Origin of the sequence: Dorea sp. YH-dor226 (assembly GCF_039832105.1) — a bacterium.
Lineage (GTDB): Bacteria > Bacillota > Clostridia > Lachnospirales > Lachnospiraceae > Dorea_A.
Genome location: NZ_JBDOHS010000008.1, coordinates 80,645 through 101,620, shown reverse-complemented (window position 1 = coordinate 101,620; position 20,976 = coordinate 80,645). Strand labels below are relative to the sequence as shown.

Below are 20,976 nucleotides of genomic sequence, written 5' to 3'. Positions count from 1 at the left end.
GATTAGTTTATAATAGTTATCAGAAATTATAGAAAGTTCGAGGAGGCTTCTTATGGCATCATCAAAAAACTATACGGAAGTATTAATAGGAGGCAAGGTGTTTACTTTAAGCGGATTTGAAAGTGAAGATTATCTGCAGAAAGTATCCACTTATCTGAATCACAAGATAGAGGAATGCAGTAATAGTGAAGGATATCGTAAGCAAAGTGCTGAGACGAGAAGTATTCTTCTGGCGCTGAATATTGCGGATGATTACTTTAAGGCCAAGAAACAGGGAGGCACTTTGGAAAGTGATATAGAAGCAAAAGATAAAGAAATGTATGATCTGAAGCATGAATTGATTTCCGTTCAGATTAAGCTGGAAAATGCAGAAAAGGCAATGGACAAGCTGAAAGAAGAAAATAAAGAGCTGCAGATGAAGATCGTACAGCTTGAAACGGAGATCAAGAATAATCGTAAAAAATAGGCTGTCTTTTGACAGCTTTTTTTACTCTGTAGGGAACATGAAATGATTACATCTATAACAGATGATTAGCAGAAAGGAAACGGTATGGACAGCAATGTAGAAATACTGGCACCGGCCGGATCATATGAAAGTCTGAGGGCTGCAATCAGTGCAGGCGCAGATGCCGTGTATCTGGGAGGAAGCAGATACGGAGCGAGAGCATATGCCAGAAATCTGTCACAGGAGGATCTTCTTGAGGCGATTGATTACGTGCATATTCATGGCAGAAAGATCTATCTGACAGTGAATACGCTTCTGAAAGATTGGGAATTGAATGAATTATACGAATATCTGCTGCCGTATTATCAGAGAGGACTGGATGCAGTGATTGTGCAGGATACCGGTGTGATGAGGCGTATTCGGCAGTGGTTTCCGGATATTTCCGTACATGCCAGTACCCAGATGACGATAACAAATACCCTTGGAGCCTCCTGTGTAAAGGAGTACGGGATTACAAGAGTTGTACCTGCCAGGGAGCTTTCGCTGGATGAGATCCGTTCGATGAAGCAGAAGACAGGACTGGAGATGGAATGCTTTGTGCATGGTGCGTTGTGTTACTGCTATTCCGGTCAATGTCTGCTCAGCAGCATGATCGGAGGCCGAAGCGGTAATCGGGGACAGTGTGCACAGCCATGCCGTCTTCCATATCGTGTACAGGGGAAAAAGCCGGAGGATATCATGAGTCTGAAGGATCTGTGTACCATTGATTTCCTTCCGGAACTGATAGAAGCGGGGATAGATTCTTTTAAAATCGAGGGCAGAATGAAGCAGCCGGACTACGTCTATACGGTTGTTAAAATGTATCGGAAATACGCGGATTTGTATCTGGCAAAAGGAAAGGATGGATTTCGGGTATCTCAGCGGGATAAAGAAGATCTGCTGCGTGTATATCAGAGGAGAGGATATACGAAGGGATACTATCATCAGCATAACGGAAAAGATATGATTTCGTTTCAGAGGCCGGGAACCGAAAAAAAAGAAGAGTCAGAATGGAAAGAAGTCAAATTACAAGAAAAAATTAATGGGAAATTAATACTTTCTGTCGGACAGAATGCTAAACTGTTATTGAATTATCAGGGCAGACAGGTCATGTGTGAAGGAGAACCGGTACAGGAGGCGATGCGTCAGCCGCTTGACGCAGACAGAGTGGAGAAGCAGATCAGAAAAACCGGCAACACAGAATATACATTTGACAGACTTGAGGTTCAGATGGAAGGCAATGTTTTCCTGCCGATGCAGGCACTGAATGAACTGCGAAGAGAGGCGATCCGATGTCTGACACAGACGGTTCTGGCGGAATATCGCAGAGAGATTCCTGAGATGAGACAGATTCAGGACAGCCGGGAAGAAGTGGTCATTTCCGGGCAGGAGTGTCCGGAAATTGCGGTTCTTGTTCAGAATGAAGAACAGCTTGAACAGGCGATAACATCTGAGAGGATTTCGAGTATATATGTGGAAAGTCTGTCCGGTATGGATGACAGGATGATACAAAAGCTCAGGGAAGGAAAAAGGCCGGGAATCCGGTATATTCTTGCGATGCCTTACATCTTCAGAGATCAGGCGATATCCCGGTTTGAGAAGATCTATGACGAGATGGTAACCATATATGACGGTGTGATGGTGCGGAATCTTGAAAGCCTGGAATGGCTGAAGATGCATGGATACCCGAAGGAAATCCGTTCCGACTCCAATGTGTATGTCTGGAACCAGTCTGCAAAGCAGTTTGCAAAAGAGCAGGGAATTTGCAGATATACTGCACCGGCAGAATTCAATGACCGTGAACTGAAAACACTGAATATAGAGGGTGCTGCTTTGACTGTGTATGGCTATCAGCCTGTCATGATCACGGCAGGATGCATTCAGAAGAGCAGTTCAGGATGTGATGGAAAAGAAGGATACCTTTCCATTACTGACCGGTATCAGAAGCAGTTTTCTGTGAGAAAATGCTGTCGCTATTGCTATAATATCATTTATAATTCGGCGCCATTATATCTTGCCGATAAAGCGGATGAGATCATGGCTCTGCATCCGGCGGAAGTCCGGCTGGATTTTTGCCGGGAAGATGCGAATGTGGTGCGGGAGATGATTGAGATATATGGTAATGTATTTTCAGGTGGAGAGACAGTGCTTCCGCCAGATATGGAATATACGCGCGGGCACTTTAAAAGAGGAGTAAAGTAGGTGGAAAGTTGGTTAATATTATTGTAGAATTGTCAAAATATCTGATGATTGTATTGGTTACGATGTATACGTATCTGTGTTTTAGTATCTTTGGATATTTTGATCCGGATAAGAAGAAGAGGATGCTCAGAAAACAAAATGTGCTGATGTTTATGATCCATCTGATTGCCTTTCTGGTCATGTATCTGGAAAAGAATGATATTAAGATCCTGGCATTATATCTGATGCAGGTGACGCTTCTGGGAGCCACGATCGTCCTGTATACGGTGATCTATCCCAGAGTGTCCAGACTGGTAGTCAATAATATGTGTATGCTTTTAAGCATCGGGTTTATCATGATCACAAGACTGGATTATAATAAGGCATCGAAGCAGTATCTTATTGCTGCCGGAGGAATTGCGCTCTGTCTGATCATACCGGTTATTATCCGAAAGTTCAGGTTCCTTTCAGAGTGGAGAATTCTGTATGCTGCTGCGGGCATCGTTTCGCTGGGGATCGTACTGATCGTCGGTAAGGTATCGTATGGCGCGATGCTTGGATTTACAATCGGTGGGATCAGTATTCAGCCCTCGGAGCTTGTAAAGATTATCTTTGTATTTTTTGTGGCAGCCAGCTTTAAACGTTCCATGGAATTTAAAGAGATTGTGATCACAACGGCAATTGCAGCATTTCATGTATTGATCCTCGTAGTATCAAAGGATCTTGGAGCAGCACTGATCATATTTGTGGTGTATCTTGTCATGCTTTATGTGGCAACACATCAGCCGTTATATGTTCTTGCCGGACTCGGGGCGGGAAGTGTTGCCTCTGTAGCGGCCTATTATCTGTTCAGCCATGTGAGGACGCGAGTCATTGTGTGGAAAGATCCGTTTGCATCTTATGATAACGGAGGTTATCAGGTGGCGCAGTCGCTGTTTGCGATCGGAACCGGGGGATGGTTTGGAACCGGCCTGTATCAGGGACAGCCCGACACCATACCGGTAGCGGCAGAAGATTTTATATTTTCTGCGATTTCGGAGGAAATGGGATTGATATTTGCTCTGTGTCTGATATTGATCTGTGTCAGCTGTTATGTCATGTTTCTGAATATTGCCATGCAGCTTCACAACATGTTCTATAAAATGGTTGCACTTGGGCTTGGAACCTGCTATATATTCCAGGTCTTTCTGACCATTGGCGGTGCCGTGAAGTTCATTCCTTCTACAGGAGTGACGCTGCCGCTTGTAAGTTATGGAGGCAGTTCGCTGATCAGTACACTGATCATGTTTGCGATTATACAGGGATTGTATATATTAAGGGAAGACGAGGAAGACGATATTGAAAGAAAGAAAAAAGAAAGGTTACGAGCAAAGAGAAGCGGACAAGAGGAGAAAGCGCAAAGAAGAAGTGGAAGCAATGCCGCGCAGAGAGCGAAAAGAAGCCAGACGTCAGGACAAGAAAAAAGCCAGAGCAAAGCGGGAAAGAAACAAAGAGTTCGCTAGGGTGACATATATCTTTGTAGCGTTATTCCTGGTGCTGATGGGATATATTACCTATTTTCAGGTGGAGAAAAGTGCTGACATTATCCGAAGTCCGTATAATGCAAGACAGGACTCGAATGCAGACCGGGTAGCACGGGGAAAAATCGTTGATAAAAACGGGAACATTCTGGCCCGGACCAGTGTGGCTGAAGATGGTTCGGAGATCAGGGAATATCCATTTGGCAATATGTTTGCACATGTTGTAGGATACAGTACGCATGGGAAAACCGGGATTGAATCTGTTGCAAATTATGATCTTCTGACATCCAATGCGTTTTTCCTGGAAAAATTAAAGAATGAGTTTCAGGATCAGAAAAATACGGGAGATACGGTAGTGACAACACTGGATCTGACACTTCAGCAGGCAGCTTATAATGCACTTGGCAGCTATAAGGGTGCAGTCGTTGTAATGGATCCGAAGACCGGTAAGATTCTCGCAATGGTATCAAAACCTGATTATGATCCCAATACGGTCGATGCGAACTGGGACAGCCTGAATACGGATGAAAACAGTGCGCTTCTGAATCGTGCGACGCAGGGGCAGTATGCACCGGGATCGACTTTCAAAGTGGTCACAGCACTTGAATATATGAGAGAATATCCGGATTATTCTTCTTACACCTATAATTGTACAGGGGCGATCGAACAGGACGGGATTACGATTCACTGTTATAACGGAAATGTACATGGACAGCTGAACCTTCAGGACAGTCTTGCATATTCCTGTAACGCTTCATTCTCTAATATCGGACTGTTATTGGATTCGGATTCCTTCAAAAAAACAGCGAAGGAAGTTCTGTTTGACTCCAAGCTTCCATGTGATCTGTCTTATAGTAAGAGCAGTTTTACGCTGGATTCATCTGCAGGAAACGGGACAAAGATGATGACTGCCATGGGACAGGGGGAGACACAGGTGAGTCCGTATCATATGGCACTGATTACATCCGCAATCGCCAATGGCGGAACATTGATGAAACCATATCTGATCGACAAAGTAACCAATTATTCCGGAACGACCGTAAAAGAAACGGAACCGGAAGAGTACAGGCAGTTAATGACGACAGAAGAAGCAGCGCAGTTGAAAGAGTATATGAAGAGTGTTGTGGATTATGGAACTGCATCCGTGCTTGCGGGTCAGAGCTATACAGCGGCAGGTAAGACGGGAACTGCTGAGTACAGTTCTGACAAGGAAAAAGACCATTCATGGTTCATCGGAATGAGCAATGTAGAGAATCCGGAGCTTGTAGTTAGCATCATCATTGAATCCTCCGATGGAACTGCGAAGGCTGTGAATATTGCAAAACAGATTTTTGATGCATATTATTATTAATCTGAAACCGACTGAAAATCTGAAAAACGGGTATGCTATAAGAGACACAAAAAGGAGCGGAAAAGATGAGATATTACAGACATCTGTATCTGATGGAAGGACTGGAAAAAAAGAAAGAGAAGATCATCCGTAAGCTGGAAGAAGATAAATTTCAGCCCAATATCCATATTATCACACTGGCGCAAAATGAGGCGAATCATCTGGAGATCTATAATTCAATCGTATTATTGCAGCCCAGCTTCCCTAAAGATGATTTTCTGGTGGTTGGAATAGCAAAAGGATATGATGACGCTGTAGAATTAGTGGAACTTATTACACAGGAAGTGTATAATGAGACCAGAGGAGCGGATATCCGGGCCTATATATTAAAAAAAGAACAGGAAGAATAAGATGCTACATATTCTATTATTAATCTTAAAAATCATAGGGATTATAATTGCGGTAGTACTGGGGATACTGGTATTACTGGTTTGTATTGTTCTTTTTGTACCGGTCCGATATCGTGCTGATGCCTCATGTGAAGGCAATCCGGATACCATCAGGGCTGCCGGAAAGGTGACATGGCTTTTGCATCTGATAAGAGCGGATGTTTCTTACAGTGAGAAAAAGCTGAACTGGCGGATCAGGATCGCCTGGAAGGTGTTAAAAAATGAACAGGAGGATTCCGTGACCATTGAAGAAGAGGTGGAAGAGGATGAAGAAGAGCTGGCAAAAGAACTTGCAGAAAAAATTGAAAAAGAAATGGAAACAGATCAAAAGAGTCTGGAAGAAAAAAAAGAAGAGCCTGCGGAAGAAAAACGGCTGGAAAAAGATGACGGATGTAGCAAAAGCATTCCGCAAAAAGCTGAAGAAAAATCCGGATTATCTGAAGGAATTGAAAGAAAAGACCGCACTTCTGATCCGAAAAAGAAAACGTTGATTCAGAGACTGAGAGATAAGATCAAAGGGATATTCCGGAAGATCAAATGTACAATTCAAAAGATCTGTGATAAAATGAAGCTATTATCAGAGAAAAAGAATAAGATTACAGAGGCTCTGACGGATGAAGTACATCGGAAGGCATTTCGAAAAGTAAAAAAAGAAGCTTTTAAACTTCTGAGAAGATGGAAACCGAAACGGGTACATGCAGATATTCATTATGGATTTGAGGATCCATGTATGACCGGACAAGTGTTGGCTGCTTTGAGTGTCATCTATCCTTTTATCGGTGATCACCTGCATGTGCAGCCGGATTTTGAACAGAAGATTCTGGAAGGTTCTGCAGAGGTAAGCGGCGGTATCAGACTGATTTCTGCAGTATGTCTTCTCTGGAATCTGTTATGGTGTAAGGAAGTCCGGAAAACCTATCATGATATCAGGAATTTTGAATTATAAGATAAAACAGGAGGAAAGAATATGGCAGACAATAATTTTAAGGGAACAGTAGAAGCTCTGTTTCATGGAATGGATGGGGTAGTATCTACGAAAACGGTAGTCGGAGATGCAATTCATATTGAGGATACGATCATTCTTCCGCTGGTAGATGTGTCGTTTGCAGTTGGAGCAGGGGCGTATAGTGAAGACAAAAAGGAAAAAGGAGCCGGAGGAATTGGCGGAAAGATGACGCCAAGTGCAGTTCTTGTGATTCAGAACGGTCATACCAGACTTGTTAATATCAAGAATCAGGATACCATGACCAAGATTCTTGATATGATACCGGATGTTATGGATCGGTTTACTTCCAAAAAGGAAGATAAGATGACAGAAGAGGATGTGAACAGTATCCTGGATGAGGCTTCCGGGGAATAATAGCGTACTGCAGTGCATAAGATAGAGAAAAAGGCAGGAGTGGCATGCGTGAAGCGGGTAGTCGGATTTGCCTTATTCTGGGTGGCAGTCGGAATTATACTGACATTTGTTCTGCCCAATACTTTTTTGGAAGTCTTATGCATTGTGTTTTGTGTGGCCGCAGGGTATTGTCTGTTCTGCGGTTAAAAAAGTAGTTGGGTTTCTATAAAAATATGAAATAATACTTGCAATTCGTGAATTGTTCTGTTAAAATAACTATTGTTGCGAGTTCGTATTAAGAACTTATTATGAGCGTTAGGAGGTGCAGTCATGGCAAAATGTGCTATTTGTGAAAAGGGTGCTCACTTTGGAAATAATGTAAGCCACTCTAATAGAAAAACACCAAAGATGTGGAAATCTAATGTAAAGTCTGTTCGTGTTAAAACAGAAAACGGAGCTACAAAGAAGATGTATGTTTGTACTTCTTGTTTAAAATCAGGAAAAGTTGAGCGTGCATAGGAGAAATTAAAACTCAGATTTCGCTATGGAATCTGGGTTTTTTATTGCCCTTACGAACCGATCCACGGTTTTCGTGTTGTAATATAAAGAAAAGCAGAGTATAATATTCTTATTATTATGTCTGTATGAGATAGATTAGAATCGGAGGTTGAAGATATGAAAGGATGTATGAGTACAGATCTGGGAATCGTAACGATTGATCCGGAAGTGATTGCAAAATATGCAGGAACCGTAGCTGTTGAATGTTTTGGTATTGTGGGTATGGCTGCTGTGAATATGAAAGACGGGCTTGTTCATCTGCTTAAGAAGGAAAGCCTTACAAGAGGAATTCAGGTAAACATTGATGAGGAAAATCATATCAGTCTTAACTTCCATATTATTGTGGCGTATGGTGTAAGTATTTCTGCTGTTACTGAGAATCTGATCAGTGATGTAAAATACAGAGTTGAAGAATTCTCCGGAATGCCGGTTGATAAGATTAATGTCTATATTGAAGGCGTCAGAGTCATCGATTAGTATTTGGGTTAAGGAGGAACAAAGGAAGTGGCTACGAAAACAATAAATGTGGACATGCTTGCAAAGATGTTTTTAGCAGGTGCCCAGAATATTGAAGCTAAGAAAGAATATATTAACGAATTAAACGTGTTTCCGGTACCGGATGGAGATACCGGAACCAATATGTCTCTTACGATTATGGCTGCCGCAAAAGAGGTAACAGCTCTTGAACGTCCGGATATGAAAGATCTTGCCAAAGCGATCTCCTCAGGATCTTTGCGCGGAGCAAGAGGTAATTCCGGTGTTATATTGTCACAACTTTTGAGAGGATTTACAAAATCCATCCGTGAAGAAAACGAAATCGATGTACTTGGGTTTTCTGCAGCATGTTCCAGAGCAAGAGATACTGCATACAAAGCAGTTATGAAGCCGAAAGAGGGAACGATTCTTACCGTTGCAAGCGGAATCGCAGAAAAGGCCGCTGAGATGGCAAATGAGACGGATGATCTGGAAGTCTTTTTCCCGGCAGTGTTGGAATATGCAGAAGAAGTACTTGCAAAGACTCCGGAGATGCTGCCGGTCCTGAAGGAAGCAGGAGTGGTAGATTCCGGCGGACAGGGACTTCTTGAAGTCCTTAAGGGGGCATATGATGCGTTCCAGGGAAAAGAAGTTGATTACAGTGCAATAAAACCGAGTGCGGGTGCGACCGTCACAAAAGTAAATGCAGAGGATACTGCAGATATTAAGTTTGGTTACTGTACAGAATTTATCATTTTGACAGAAAAAGAATTTACCGAAGAGGATGAGCGTGATTTTAAAGGATATTTAAGTTCCATCGGTGATTCTATCGTATGTGTGGCAGATGATGATGTTGTAAAGATACATGTTCATACGAATGATCCGGGACTTGCAATCCAGAGAGCGTTGACTTATGGACAGCTGTCACGTATGAAGATTGATAATATGCGTGAAGAGCATCAGGAGAAGCTGATTCGTGATGCGGAAAAGCTGTCAGCTCAGCAGGCACAGGAGGATGCAAAAAAGAAAGAAGAAGAGCCAAGAAAACCAATGGGATTCATTGCTGTATCCATAGGAGAAGGATTGAATGATATCTTCAGAGAACTGGGTGCAGACTATATTATTGAAGGCGGACAGACGATGAATCCAAGTACTGAGGACATGCTCAATGCGATTGATCAGGTGAACGCTGACACGATATTTATCCTTCCGAATAACAAGAATATCGTTCTTGCTGCTAACCAGGCAAAAGCGCTGGTAGAAGATAAAGATATCGTAGTGATTCCTACAAAAACTGTACCGCAGGGAATTACTGCAATTATCAATTTTATGCCGGACGCAGATGCTTCAGCAAATGAAGAGACGATGCTGGAAGAGATTAAGAATGTAAAGACCGGGCAGGTGACGTATGCAGTCAGAGACACGCATATCGATGATAAAGAGATCCATGAAGGTGATATCATGGGTATTGGAGATCACGGAATCCTGTCTGTAGGAAAAGATATTGAGGCGACAACAAAGGATATGCTTGCACAGCTGGTTGATGATGATTCAGAACTGATCAGCCTGTATTACGGAGAGGATGTAACAGAGGAAGATGCTGAGAGGTTTACCGGCGAGATTGAAGCATTATATCCGGATGTTGATATTGATGTGCATTCCGGTGGACAGCCGATCTACTATTATGTTCTTGCTGTAGAATAATTATAAAATGATGTAGTATAACAGAAGATGACCAGCTCTGAGAGATTTCCGGGATATTCCGGAAGAATCGGAGTCTGGTTTTCTGTATTTTTGGATATATCGGAGATAATATGATTGAAAAAACGGATATTGGGGAATTAAAAGGAATAGGAGAAAAGACAAAAAAGCTTTTTCAGAAGATTCACATAGAGACAGTAGGGGATCTGATTCATTATTATCCAAGAGGTTATGACGTATACGAGAAGGCTGTTCCGATCAGCGAACTGGAAGAAGAAAAGACACAGACAGTAACCGGTGCCATATATGGACGGGTACAGGTGTCGGGAAACCGTAGTATGCAGATCACGACGATCCATGTAAAAGACATTACCGGTACACTGAAAGTCGTCTGGTTCCGAATGCCATTTCTCAGAAACACTCTCTCGGGCGGAGGAACGATTACTCTGCGGGGCAGAGTAGTGAATAAAAAAGGGAATCTGGTGATGGAACATCCGGAGCTCTTTTATCCGGCTGATAAATATGCAGAGAAGCTTGATACCCTGCAGCCAATTTACGGTCTTACATCGGGGCTGACGAATCATACAGTGATGAAGGCCATGAAACAGGCTCTGGACGGCCTGGATCTGACCAGAGATATCCTTCCGCAGGAGTTGCGAATAAAGTATGGTCTTGCGGAATATAATTACGCGATACGTGGGATTCATTTTCCGGAAGACAAGGAAGTATTTTACCATGCCAGAGAACGATTGGTGTTTGAGGAATTTCTGGAATTTATCCTGTCTCTTCGAAAACTGAAAGAAAAAAATGAAAAGCTTGCTAATGAATATGTGATCAAGCCGCAGCCTGAAGTTGACCTGCTGATACAGAATCTTCCGTATGAGTTGACGGGGGCTCAGAAAAAGGTCTGGAAAGAGATATCCTCTGACATGGCATCGGATACGGTTATGTCCAGGCTTGTACAGGGAGATGTAGGATCAGGTAAGACGATCGTGGCAGTACTGGCGCTCCTTACGGTTGCGTTGAACGGATATCAGGGAGCGATGATGGCACCGACAGAAGTTCTGGCAAGGCAACATTATGAATCGATTACCAGAATGTTTGAAACTTATCATATCCCTGTAAAAGTTGTATTATTAACAGGCTCTATGACTGCAAAGGAAAAGAGAAAAGCATATGACAGGATTGAATGTGGACTTGCCAGAATTATAATCGGAACACATGCGCTGATCCAGGGGGCAGTAAATTACGATAACCTTGCGCTTGTAGTCACGGATGAGCAGCACAGGTTTGGAGTCAAGCAGAGAGAAACGTTTGCCAGAAAAGGTGGGGAGCCACATGTTCTGGTTATGAGTGCAACTCCGATACCGCGTACACTGGCAATCATCCTGTATGGAGACCTTGATATCTCGGTGATGGACGAACTGCCGGCAAACCGCCTTCCAATCAAAAATTGCGTGGTAGATACGGGATACCGGAAGACAGCATATGCATTTATGAAAAAGCAGATTGCAGAGGGCAGACAATGTTATATTATCTGTCCGATGGTGGAAGAAAGCGAAAATCTTGAAGCGGAAAATGTAATCGATTATACGCAGAGACTGCAGCAGGAGATGGGAGATACAGTCAGAGTATCTTATCTGCATGGAAAAATGAAGCAGGCAGAAAAAGATGATATCATGGAACGTTTTGGGAAAAATGAAATACAGATTCTGGTGTCTACAACGGTAATTGAGGTTGGAATTGATGTACCGAATGCGACTGTCATGATGATTGAAAATGCAGAAAGATTCGGTCTGGCACAACTTCATCAGCTGCGGGGACGTGTTGGAAGAGGAAAATACCAGTCTTATTGTATCTTCATGAGTGCGTCCAAATCAAAAGAGACAAAAGAAAGACTGGATATTCTGAATCATTCCAATGATGGATTTAAAATTGCAAGTGAAGATCTGCGCCTTCGGGGACCGGGTGATCTGTTCGGAATCCGTCAGAGCGGACTTATGAACTTCAGGATCGGTGATGTGTATCAGGATGCAAGAATTCTTCAGATGGCCAGTGAAGCAGCGGAAGAGATCGAAAAAACGGATCAGGAATGGCTGAAAAATCTGCCAGATTATGAAAACACTTCTAGTGTAATAATCTGATTCCTCCATATACTATGGGTGTAACAACAAAGAAAAAGTTACAAGAAGGAGGAGTATAACAATGGCAAATCGTTCATCAAACAGAGCAGCCGTACCTGAAGCAAAGGGTGCATTAGACAAATTTAAATATGAGGTTGCAAGCGAACTGGGAGTACCGTTATCTGATGGATATAACGGAGACCTGACATCCAGACAGAATGGTTCTGTTGGCGGTTATATGGTAAAGAAAATGATCGAACAGCAGGAAAAACAGATGGCTGGTAAATAATCAGAAAGAATAATGAAATGGGACTATTGCAGAAGGTGCTGCAACGGTCCCATTTTCAGTGTGTATCGGATCTATTCGTCCCACCCTTCGTAGAAACGGATATTTACAGAAATGTTTCTGACGATTTCTCCTTCTTTCAGGTTCATATCACTGATATCAGAAACATATGGCATCAGAGGTTCCTCTTCTGAGAGCTCCAGTGTAATCCAGTCGCGCATGGCGTCATTGGCACTGTCAATAGCATCATCCAGGGTCTCTCCTTCCCCGTAACAACATTCCAGATCAGGAAAGTAACCTTCATATCTGCCAGTTTCTGTTTTGTGAAATACTGCGGGATATATAAATTTCATAAATGCCTCCTGAATATATTGGTATCCAGTACCATATTATAAGTGCTTTCGGAGCAGAAAACAATAGAAAAATGCGAGAGGTCTGAAAATAATGCTTGCCAAGACGGGGAAAATACGATAGCATAAAAATAGTTAAAACTTTAACGCGCGGAAGAAAAGGAGAACAGAAAATATGCTGGATATCAGTCATCTCGGAGACAGAATACGATCTCATCGAAAGAAAAAACTAATGACGATAAAAACGTTGTCCCAGTATACAGGACTTTCGGTTGGATATCTGAGTACCCTGGAACAGAATAAAACAACACCGAATATTGAAAATCTGGCAAAAATCTGTGAGATACTGGATGTAAGCATTACAGATATTCTTCAAATGGACGGTTCCGGAAGTGTTGTGATCCAAAAAAAAGATATTCGGATAGATGAGTATCCGGAGGAAAATATGTCGGTTGGCATTATTGATTTCAAAAAAAATAATCATGTGCTGGAATATATTACGATCAAACCGGGAGAGGCACAGAAGAAACAGGCATACCGACATGTCTGTGAAGAGATGGGAACGGTACTGAAGGGGGTTATGTCCATAGATATTGAAGGGGATCATTATGAACTGTATCCGGGAGATTCTGTATATATACGCAGTGGAGAGTGTCATCGTATCTATAATCAGACGGATGAGGATATACTCAGTCTCTGGGTATATACGAGAAAGTCTGACAATCTTTTGTGAAAATAAGATTCGTAATTATGAATTATTATTCACCAAATTGATATAACATTGACAAATGAATAAATTCAGATTATAATTAAATCATATAAGTGAAGAAATAATCGTTTATATGAAAACATTTCTCCAGGATACGCAGATGAACAGAGATTTTTTAGATCATGAAATCATAGAGAAGGATATGGATTCCCTCTACATTGGCAATCTGAATACCGTTGAATATGATCTTGTACTTCCGGAAAGAGGAATGTATGGTTCAAAGATCATCTGGAAATCCGGACATGACCGGTTCCTGAGTGATGATGGGAAAGTTACACGTCCCGCTTATGGAATGGGAGACAGGACAATTCCTTTATACGCAACTTTTTTATACGGGAATGCCAAAAAAACGAAGACTTATGAAGTCAGGATTCTGGAAAAGAAGAATCAGCTTCAGGTTTCCAATGTATATCCGGTTCGGATAACGGCAGGCGTATCAGAGTTGGCAGAGCTTCCGCAGGTAGCAATCGTTGAGAGAAGCGATGGCAATCTGATTCCGTATCCTGTGGAATGGGAGAAGGGAAGCCGTGTTTTTTTTCGTGCTCCCGGGATGTATAAAGCGCATGGAACACTTGCAGATACCGAGTTCCCGGTGGAAGCAGAGATCACGGTGTTAAAAGAACTGCCGGAAAAGTATCTGAATCCACTGCCTGAGGTTACAGAATGTTCTGAGGCAGATATCAGACTGATAGAAGGAAGCCTGTTCCATAATTCACAGCAGAATATGTTATTATATCTGCTGAATGTGGATGATGACCAGATGCTTTACAATTTCAGAACAGCATCTGGAATTGACACCAGAGGTGCCATGCCGATGGATGGATGGGATGCACCGGACAGTCAGCTTCGCGGACACACGACAGGTCATTATCTTTCTTCTTTGGCATTGTGTTATCACTCGACGGGTGATCATAAAATAAAAGAAAAAGCAGTATATATGGTGCAATCGCTGGGAGAGTGTCAGGAAGCATTTTCCAATATGCCGGATATCAAAGATGGTTTTTTAAGCGGATATTCGGAAGAGCAGTTCGATCTGCTGGAAGAATATACAAAATATCCGGTTATCTGGGCACCGTATTATACATTACATAAAATATTAGCAGGTTTATTAGATTGTTATTATTATATCCGGTCAGAAAAAGCGCTGGTTATTGCAGACCGTCTTGGAATGTGGGTATGGAGGCGTCTTTCGGGTCTTTCCAGAGAACATCTTACAAAGATGTGGAGTATGTATATTGCAGGAGAGTTCGGAGGAATGAATGCGGTGATGGTGGAATTGTTCCGGATCACCGGCAGAGAAGAGTATTTAAAGTGTGCCGGACTGTTTGATAATGATAAATTGTTTTATCCTCTGGAGCAGAGAGTGGATGCGTTGTGCACGATGCATGCAAACCAGCATATTCCACAGGTTCTCGGAGCAATGGAACTGTTCAAAGCAACAGGGATAAAGAAGTACTATGAGATGTCAGAATTTTTCTGGCAGACAGTTGTCTCCTCGCACTGTTATGCGAATGGAGGAACCGGAGAAGGTGAGATGTTCCATGAAAGTGGAAAAATCGGCGCTCTTCTCAATAAAGATACTGCTGAAACGTGTGCGTCTTATAATATGCTGAAGCTTACAAAGGAATTGTATCAGTTCTCACCGAAAGCTTATTATATGGATTATTATGAACGTACATTGTACAATCATATACTCGCAACCCAGGATCAGAGAGTTACTGGAGAAAGTACTTATTTCCTGCCTCTCGGACCCGGGGGACAAAGAGAATTTCTCTTTGAAAACAGTTGTTGCCACGGAACAGGAATGGAAAGCAGGTTCCGGTACAGGGAGGGAATCTATTTCTACGACCGAAAAGGCAGCATATACGTGAATCTGTTTATTCCTTCGGAAATGCAATGGAAGGAACAGGACGTATTGATTAGGCAGTATACAGACCGACGTTTTCCTGAATGTATTAGTCTTTATGCGGAAGGTAGCGGTTTGAATACAATAAAAATTCGCAGACCCTGTTGGGTCAGACAATATCGGATTCTTGAAGATGAGCAGGAAGCAGGTATTGTGCCGGATGAGAATGGTTATATCATTATCTCGCGTGACTTTTCTCAGGGAATCACATTTCAGCTGGAGTTTTCTTATGAATTTCAGTTGATCCGGACTCCGGATGAGCCCGAAAAAGCGGCGGTTCAGTATGGACCGTATCTGATGGCAGTATTATCCGAACAGAAAGATTTTATCAGATTTTTATTTGATGAATCTAATGTGACGGACAGGATGAAGGCTACGGAAGATCCGCTTCGATTTATATGCGAAGGCTATACCTTTGTTCCTCTTTGTGAGGTTGGAACGAATGCATATCATGTGTATTTCTTATCCACATCGGACAAAGACAGATAAAACAGAATATGAAGGCGTCATAGCGAGATCACTATGACTGGAATGATAAGGGCGTCATGAGGATTCATGGCGCTTTTTGGTTCTCAAACTAGAATGCATTCTAGTTTCAACAGGAAGTTCCTTCCTGTTGAAACATAATAATCCTTCGCAATCTGTGTTGGAAGAGAACCGCATGAAAACAGTAGAACCAGGGAGTTATATTCAAAACGGGAACGTTGTCAGGATCCCAGATCAGGTAAGTGTTGCCGGTAATGGATATGAAAACCTGTTAAGTGCTACACATGAGCTAATAGAACTTTAAAAAGGAGGATAACTTATGAAAAAGAGAATATTAGCAGCTTTACTTTCTGCAGCAATGGCAGTTACTTTACTTGCCGGTTGTAGTACACCAAAATCCAATGATGGAGGTTCCGATGGAGAAGGCGGATCAGGAGAAAAGGTATTCCGTTATGCTACCAGAACAGAGCCAACATCTCTGGATCCACAGAAAGGAAACTGTATTCCTGACAATGAACTTCAGCATGCAGTAACAGAGAGCCTTGTACGTAACACAGGCGGTGAAATCACACCAGGTGTTGCTGAATCATGGGAAGTTTCTGATGATGGTCTTGTATATACGTTCCACCTTCGTGAAGATGCAAAATGGAGCGATGGCGAGCCGATCACAGCAGATGATTTCGTATATGGCTGGCAGCGTCTTCTTGATCCTGAAACAGGTGCATTATATGCATTCATCGGCGAGTATATTAAGAACGGTTATGCAGTTGAGACTGGCGAAGTTGATCCATCTGAACTGGGTGTAAAAGCAATTGATGAAAAGACATTTGAAGTCACTCTGGAAAATCCAACCGCTTATTTCCTTAGCCTTGTTGGTTCTTCTGGTCAGTATGCTCCATGTCGTAAAGACATTGTTGAAAAGTATGGCAATGACTTTGCTGCTACAGCAGATAAGAATGTCTATTCCGGTCCGTTCAAATTAACAAGCTCTGAAAATCAGGAATATGTATTTGAAAAAAATGAGAACTACTGGGATGCAGATAACATTAAACTTGACAAAGCAATTATGAGTTATGTTGAAAAGGCAGAGACTCAGCTTGCTATGTATGAATCCGGCGAACTTGATTATGTTGAGATTCCATCTGCAAGTGTTCCGGAATATGAAGGCCAGGACAATACTTTCTTAAATGGTAACGTAGATTTCTTCTATATCAACCATAAGAGTGAAAACAAAGTTCTTGGTAACAAGAATTTCCGTCTTGCTCTGAACTATGCGCTGGATCGTAACAGCTATATTAAACTTGCAACAAGCGATGTTTACAAACCAAGTAACAGTCTGGTATTTGAAGGACTTCAGGGTGCAGAAAAGACATATGGTGAGGAATATGAACTGAATTCTTATCCATTAGATGGCGATACAGATAAAGCAGTTGAATATCTGAATGATGCAATGTCTGAACTTGGTATTGCAAATGCTTCTGATATCAGTGTTGAAATTGTAACTACTGACGTAGAGTCCAGTAAGAAGATTGCAGAAGTTTGTCAGGAACTGTGGCAGAAAGCTCTTGGAATTAATGTTACAATCCGTCAGGTAACATATGCTGATATCTACGGAACAGTTCTTCCGGGCGGCGATTTTGAAATTGGTTACGGCGGATGGGGAGCTGACTATGATGATCCATACAGCTACCTTGAACTGTTCAAATCTGACAGTTTCTATAACTACAGCCAGTATGCAAATGATGAAGTTGATGCAGATCTGAAAGCTTCTCAGACTGAAACAGATGCAAAGACACGTATGGATTACCTGTTTGATGCAGAACAGAAGATTATTGATGATGGTGCATTTATTCCTCTTCAGCAGAGACAAATTCACTATCTTGTAAGTGAAAAAGTATCTGGTCTTGTATTCTTCCACTGTGCAGTTAACCTTGACTGGGTATATGCAGACGTTGCAGAATAATTTTTTGTAAGATAAAACTCTGTAAATCAGTTCCGCCCGGCTTTTAGTCGGGCGGGATGTATGAAAGAGTAAAAAAAGTGCTTCAGGGGAGAATGAGAAGGTTCGTCCTTCGTTGAAGCATTTTTTCTTTTACAGTAGGAGGTATGTATTGTGGCTAAGTATATAGCGAAACGTGTAGTGGCAGCTGTGCTGACTCTCTGGGCGTTGGTTACGATCGTGTTTTTCCTCGTGCGTTTAATGCCGGGTGATCCATTTACCAGTGCAAAGCTTACAGAGCAGGTAGCAGAGAATATGAGATCTTATTATGGATTTGATAAGCCGTTACTTGTACAATATTTTGTTTATATGGGAAATCTTCTGTGTGGTAATTTTGGTTATTCTATGAAATATACCAATAAAACTGTAAATTATATTATTGGACAGACCTTCCCATTTTCAGCGGATCTTGGTATCCGTGCACTTGTTCTTGCAATTTCTGTCGGACTTGTTCTGGGAATTATTGCAGCGAGAAACCGTGGCAAAAAAATTGACTTTTTCTGTGTTATCGTAGCTGTTATCGGTACCAGTATTCCAGACTTTATCATGGGTGCTTTTCTTCAGTACTTTTTCGGTATCAAATGGGGACTGTTGCCGGTTGCAAAATATAATGGAATTGAGTATACGATTCTTCCGGCTCTTGCGTTATCTTTCTATACGTTGGCATCCGTCTCGCGTATTATGAGATCCAGTATGCTGGAAGTTGTACAGCAGGATTTCATTAAGACAGCACGTTCCAAAGGATTGTCGGAAATGCGCATTACCTGTAAGCATCAGATCAGAAATGCAATTATGCCTGTTATGACAGTGCTTGGACCGACAGTTGCATCAGTACTGACTGGTACTTTCGTTCTTGAGTCTATTTTCGCAATCCCTGGTATGGGTAAATATTATGTTGAAAGTGTCAGCGTCAATGATTATTCAATGGTATTGGGGATGACGGTGTTTTATGGTATATTCCTTGTAACTGCTAACTTGATCGTGGATATTCTGTATGGTGTTGCAGACCCACGTGTACGAATTGGAAGAAAGTAGGTGAGAGAATGGCAGAATTGAATCGTGATATGTTTGTAATAAAGGGAAAAGATGCAAAGCGTATGGAAAGCATCAGCAGGCCATCTCTCTCTTTCTGGCAGGATGCATGGCGACGGTTAAAAAAGAATCGTTCTGCAATTGCAGGACTGATTATCATCGTTCTTTACGCAGTGCTTGCAATCTTTGCACCTATGTTCAGTAAATTTAGTTTTTCAGAGATGGATATTGAAGCAATCCATTCTCTTCCGACATCAGTACACTGGCTGGGCTGTGATTCTACCGGACGTGACCAGTGGGTACGTATCTGGATGGGAGCTCGGGTATCCTTGAGTATTGGTCTTATATCCGCAGTTGTAAATATGTGTGTTGGTGCCGTAATCGGAGGCCTTTGTGGATATTACGGCGGAAAACTGGATATGATTGTAATGCGTATTGTAGATATCCTGTATGGTATTCCAAGTCTGATTATTACCATTCTTGTTATGATGGTAATTGGACAGGGTGGTGTAATGCCTCTGATCATTGCTCTTTGTATCGTTGGATGGATCGGTACCTGCCGATTCGTTCGAGGCGAGGTCTATCGTCTGAAGGAGCAGGACTTTGTAATGGCGGCAAAGGTACTTGGTGTACCGGATTTTCCGATCATTATCCGTCATATTATTCCGAATATCATGGGTATGCTGATTACTAACTTATGTATGGCAATTCCGGGAGCAATCTTCCAGGAGGCATTCTTAAGCTACATTGGTCTTGGTATCAAGCCACCGAACTGTAGCTGGGGAATTCTTGCAAAAGAAGGTATACAGTATCTTCGTACCTATCCGCATGAAGTTATTATCCCTGCATTTTTTATCTGTACAACTATGTTGGCCCTGAACCTGCTGGGTAATGGTCTTCGTGATGTTGTAGACCCAAGACTTCGTGGAACTGATTAGGAGGAATGTGAAATGGCAGAGAGAGAAAATATTCTTGAATTAAAAAATCTGGTTTTTTCCTTTCATACATACGGCGGCGAAGTCAAAGCTGTACGAGATGTCAGCTTTAATGTGCGGAAGGGAGAGATTCTTGGAATTGTAGGAGAGTCCGGATGTGGTAAGAGTGTTACTGCACAGTGTATTCTCCGCCTGAATCCGGAGCCACCTGGATTCTTTGAAAATGGAGAAATCCTGTTTAATGGAGAAGACATCCTTAAGATGTCCAATAAAGAAATACGAAAAATCAGAGGACGTGAAATCGGATTTGTATTTCAGGATCCGATGACCTCCCTGAATCCGACCATGAGAGTCGGGGCCCAGATTGAAGAAGTGTTCCTTGGAAGAACGGATGTCACCAAAAAAGAAGTGAAGGAAAGAGCACTGGAAATCATGAGACTGGTTGGAATCAATGATACCGAAAAACGATACAAACAGTATCCTCATGAGTTATCTGGTGGTATGAAACAGCGTATCATGATTGCAATCGCGCTGGTAAGTCGTCCGAGTGTAATTATCTGTGACGAGCCGACTACATCTCTGGACGTAACAATTGAGGCACAGATTCTGGATCTTTTACTGGAACTGAGGGAAAAACTCGGAACCTCTATTATCATGATCACTCATGACCTGGGTGTTATTGCAAGACTTTGTGACCGTGTAATCGTTATGTACGGCGGTAAGATAGTAGAACGTGGAAATGTAAATGAAATATTCTATGATACAGCACATCCTTATACAAAAGGACTTATGAAATCTATTGCAAAGCTGGATACGAAGAAAGGCGATAAGCTTCATCCGATTGAGGGAACACCTCCGGATCTTTTTGCACCTCCGAAGGGATGCCCGTTTGCGGCACGTTGCGATTATGCAATGGATGTATGTAGTCAGATGCCTCCGGAAACATATAAAATATCCGAAGAACATAAGACCTGCTGCTGGCTGCAGCATGAGATGGCGCCGGATACAGAGTTGAAGAAAGAAAATGCAGTACTGGAAGGGGAGGGAAAATAAT

General features: G+C 42.2%; 20 protein-coding genes. 19 read left to right on the top strand and 1 reads right to left on the bottom strand.

Features of this window, described 5'->3' with window-relative positions; all coding sequences use genetic code 11:
• Window positions 1-52 precede the first annotated feature (52 nt).
• From zapA to ABE547_RS08700, 12 genes are all read left to right on the top strand, one after another.
• Entirely contained in the window at window positions 53-466 is a 414-nt protein-coding gene (gene zapA, locus ABE547_RS08755) for a cell division protein ZapA (RefSeq protein ID WP_235247812.1), read from the top strand.
• Window positions 467-550: 84 nt separating this feature from the next.
• A complete protein-coding gene (locus tag ABE547_RS08750) occupies window positions 551-2,686 on the top strand; it encodes a U32 family peptidase (protein WP_347378419.1) in 2,136 nt (711 codons plus the stop codon).
• Between the two features lie 8 nt (window positions 2,687-2,694).
• The gene (locus ABE547_RS08745; RefSeq protein ID WP_347378418.1) at window positions 2,695-4,167 is read left to right on the top strand and encodes an FtsW/RodA/SpoVE family cell cycle protein; all 1,473 of its coding nucleotides are present in this window, start codon (window positions 2,695-2,697) and stop codon (window positions 4,165-4,167) included.
• A gap of 37 nt (window positions 4,168-4,204) precedes the next feature.
• Window positions 4,205-5,536: a penicillin-binding transpeptidase domain-containing protein gene (locus ABE547_RS08740; protein ID WP_347378456.1), complete on the top strand. Its 1,332-nt coding sequence runs from the start codon at window positions 4,205-4,207 to the stop codon at window positions 5,534-5,536.
• A gap of 65 nt (window positions 5,537-5,601) precedes the next feature.
• Entirely contained in the window at window positions 5,602-5,925 is a 324-nt protein-coding gene (locus tag ABE547_RS08735; RefSeq protein ID WP_347378417.1) for a hypothetical protein, read from the top strand.
• 1 nt (window position 5,926) lies between these two features.
• The gene (locus ABE547_RS08730) at window positions 5,927-6,910 is read left to right on the top strand and encodes a DUF2953 domain-containing protein (protein WP_347378416.1); all 984 of its coding nucleotides are present in this window, start codon (window positions 5,927-5,929) and stop codon (window positions 6,908-6,910) included.
• A 21-nt stretch (window positions 6,911-6,931) separates the two neighbouring features.
• Window positions 6,932-7,324, top strand: a complete 393-nt coding sequence (locus ABE547_RS08725; RefSeq protein ID WP_347378415.1) for a GerW family sporulation protein — start codon at window positions 6,932-6,934, stop codon at window positions 7,322-7,324.
• Between the two features lie 309 nt (window positions 7,325-7,633).
• Window positions 7,634-7,822: a 50S ribosomal protein L28 gene (gene rpmB / locus ABE547_RS08720; protein ID WP_235247804.1), complete on the top strand. Its 189-nt coding sequence runs from the start codon at window positions 7,634-7,636 to the stop codon at window positions 7,820-7,822.
• A 156-nt stretch (window positions 7,823-7,978) separates the two neighbouring features.
• Window positions 7,979-8,338 (top strand): Asp23/Gls24 family envelope stress response protein, encoded by a 360-nt coding sequence (locus ABE547_RS08715; RefSeq protein ID WP_347378414.1) that lies wholly within the window; start codon window positions 7,979-7,981, stop codon window positions 8,336-8,338.
• Window positions 8,339-8,365: 27 nt separating this feature from the next.
• The gene (locus ABE547_RS08710; RefSeq protein ID WP_347378413.1) at window positions 8,366-10,039 is read left to right on the top strand and encodes a DAK2 domain-containing protein; all 1,674 of its coding nucleotides are present in this window, start codon (window positions 8,366-8,368) and stop codon (window positions 10,037-10,039) included.
• A gap of 110 nt (window positions 10,040-10,149) precedes the next feature.
• Window positions 10,150-12,180 carry an ATP-dependent DNA helicase RecG gene (gene recG, locus ABE547_RS08705; RefSeq protein WP_347378412.1) on the top strand — a complete coding sequence of 677 codons (2,031 nt, stop codon included), beginning with the start codon at window positions 10,150-10,152 and terminating at the stop codon, window positions 12,178-12,180.
• A gap of 61 nt (window positions 12,181-12,241) precedes the next feature.
• The gene (locus tag ABE547_RS08700; protein ID WP_158367849.1) at window positions 12,242-12,448 is read left to right on the top strand and encodes an alpha/beta-type small acid-soluble spore protein; all 207 of its coding nucleotides are present in this window, start codon (window positions 12,242-12,244) and stop codon (window positions 12,446-12,448) included.
• Window positions 12,449-12,519: 71 nt separating this feature from the next.
• On the opposite strand, the gene ABE547_RS08695 is transcribed toward ABE547_RS08700, so the two are convergent.
• Complete coding sequence (locus tag ABE547_RS08695; protein WP_347378411.1) at window positions 12,520-12,798, bottom strand: type II toxin-antitoxin system HicB family antitoxin; 279 nt, start codon at window positions 12,796-12,798, stop codon at window positions 12,520-12,522.
• Between the two features lie 172 nt (window positions 12,799-12,970).
• Here ABE547_RS08695 and ABE547_RS08690 point away from each other — a divergent pair, with 172 nt between their 5' ends.
• The 7 genes from ABE547_RS08690 to ABE547_RS08660 all read left to right on the top strand — a co-directional run bounded on the left by ABE547_RS08690 (window position 12,971) and on the right by ABE547_RS08660 (window position 20,975).
• A complete protein-coding gene (locus tag ABE547_RS08690) occupies window positions 12,971-13,528 on the top strand; it encodes a cupin domain-containing protein (RefSeq protein ID WP_347378410.1) in 558 nt (185 codons plus the stop codon).
• Window positions 13,529-13,664: 136 nt separating this feature from the next.
• A complete protein-coding gene (locus tag ABE547_RS08685; protein ID WP_347378409.1) occupies window positions 13,665-15,959 on the top strand; it encodes a beta-L-arabinofuranosidase domain-containing protein in 2,295 nt (764 codons plus the stop codon).
• A 172-nt stretch (window positions 15,960-16,131) separates the two neighbouring features.
• A complete protein-coding gene (locus ABE547_RS08680) occupies window positions 16,132-16,260 on the top strand; it encodes a hypothetical protein (protein ID WP_347378408.1) in 129 nt (42 codons plus the stop codon).
• A gap of 15 nt (window positions 16,261-16,275) precedes the next feature.
• Window positions 16,276-17,919, top strand: coding sequence for a peptide ABC transporter substrate-binding protein (locus ABE547_RS08675; RefSeq protein ID WP_347378407.1), 1,644 nt, complete (start codon window positions 16,276-16,278; stop codon window positions 17,917-17,919).
• Between the two features lie 150 nt (window positions 17,920-18,069).
• On the top strand, window positions 18,070-18,990 hold the full coding sequence (locus ABE547_RS08670) for an ABC transporter permease (protein WP_347378406.1): 921 nt from the start codon (window positions 18,070-18,072) through the stop codon (window positions 18,988-18,990).
• Between the two features lie 8 nt (window positions 18,991-18,998).
• Window positions 18,999-19,925 carry an ABC transporter permease gene (locus tag ABE547_RS08665; RefSeq protein WP_347378405.1) on the top strand — a complete coding sequence of 309 codons (927 nt, stop codon included), beginning with the start codon at window positions 18,999-19,001 and terminating at the stop codon, window positions 19,923-19,925.
• A 12-nt stretch (window positions 19,926-19,937) separates the two neighbouring features.
• The gene (locus ABE547_RS08660; RefSeq protein WP_347378404.1) at window positions 19,938-20,975 is read left to right on the top strand and encodes an ABC transporter ATP-binding protein; all 1,038 of its coding nucleotides are present in this window, start codon (window positions 19,938-19,940) and stop codon (window positions 20,973-20,975) included.
• The last annotated feature ends 1 nt before the right edge of the window (window position 20,976 follow it).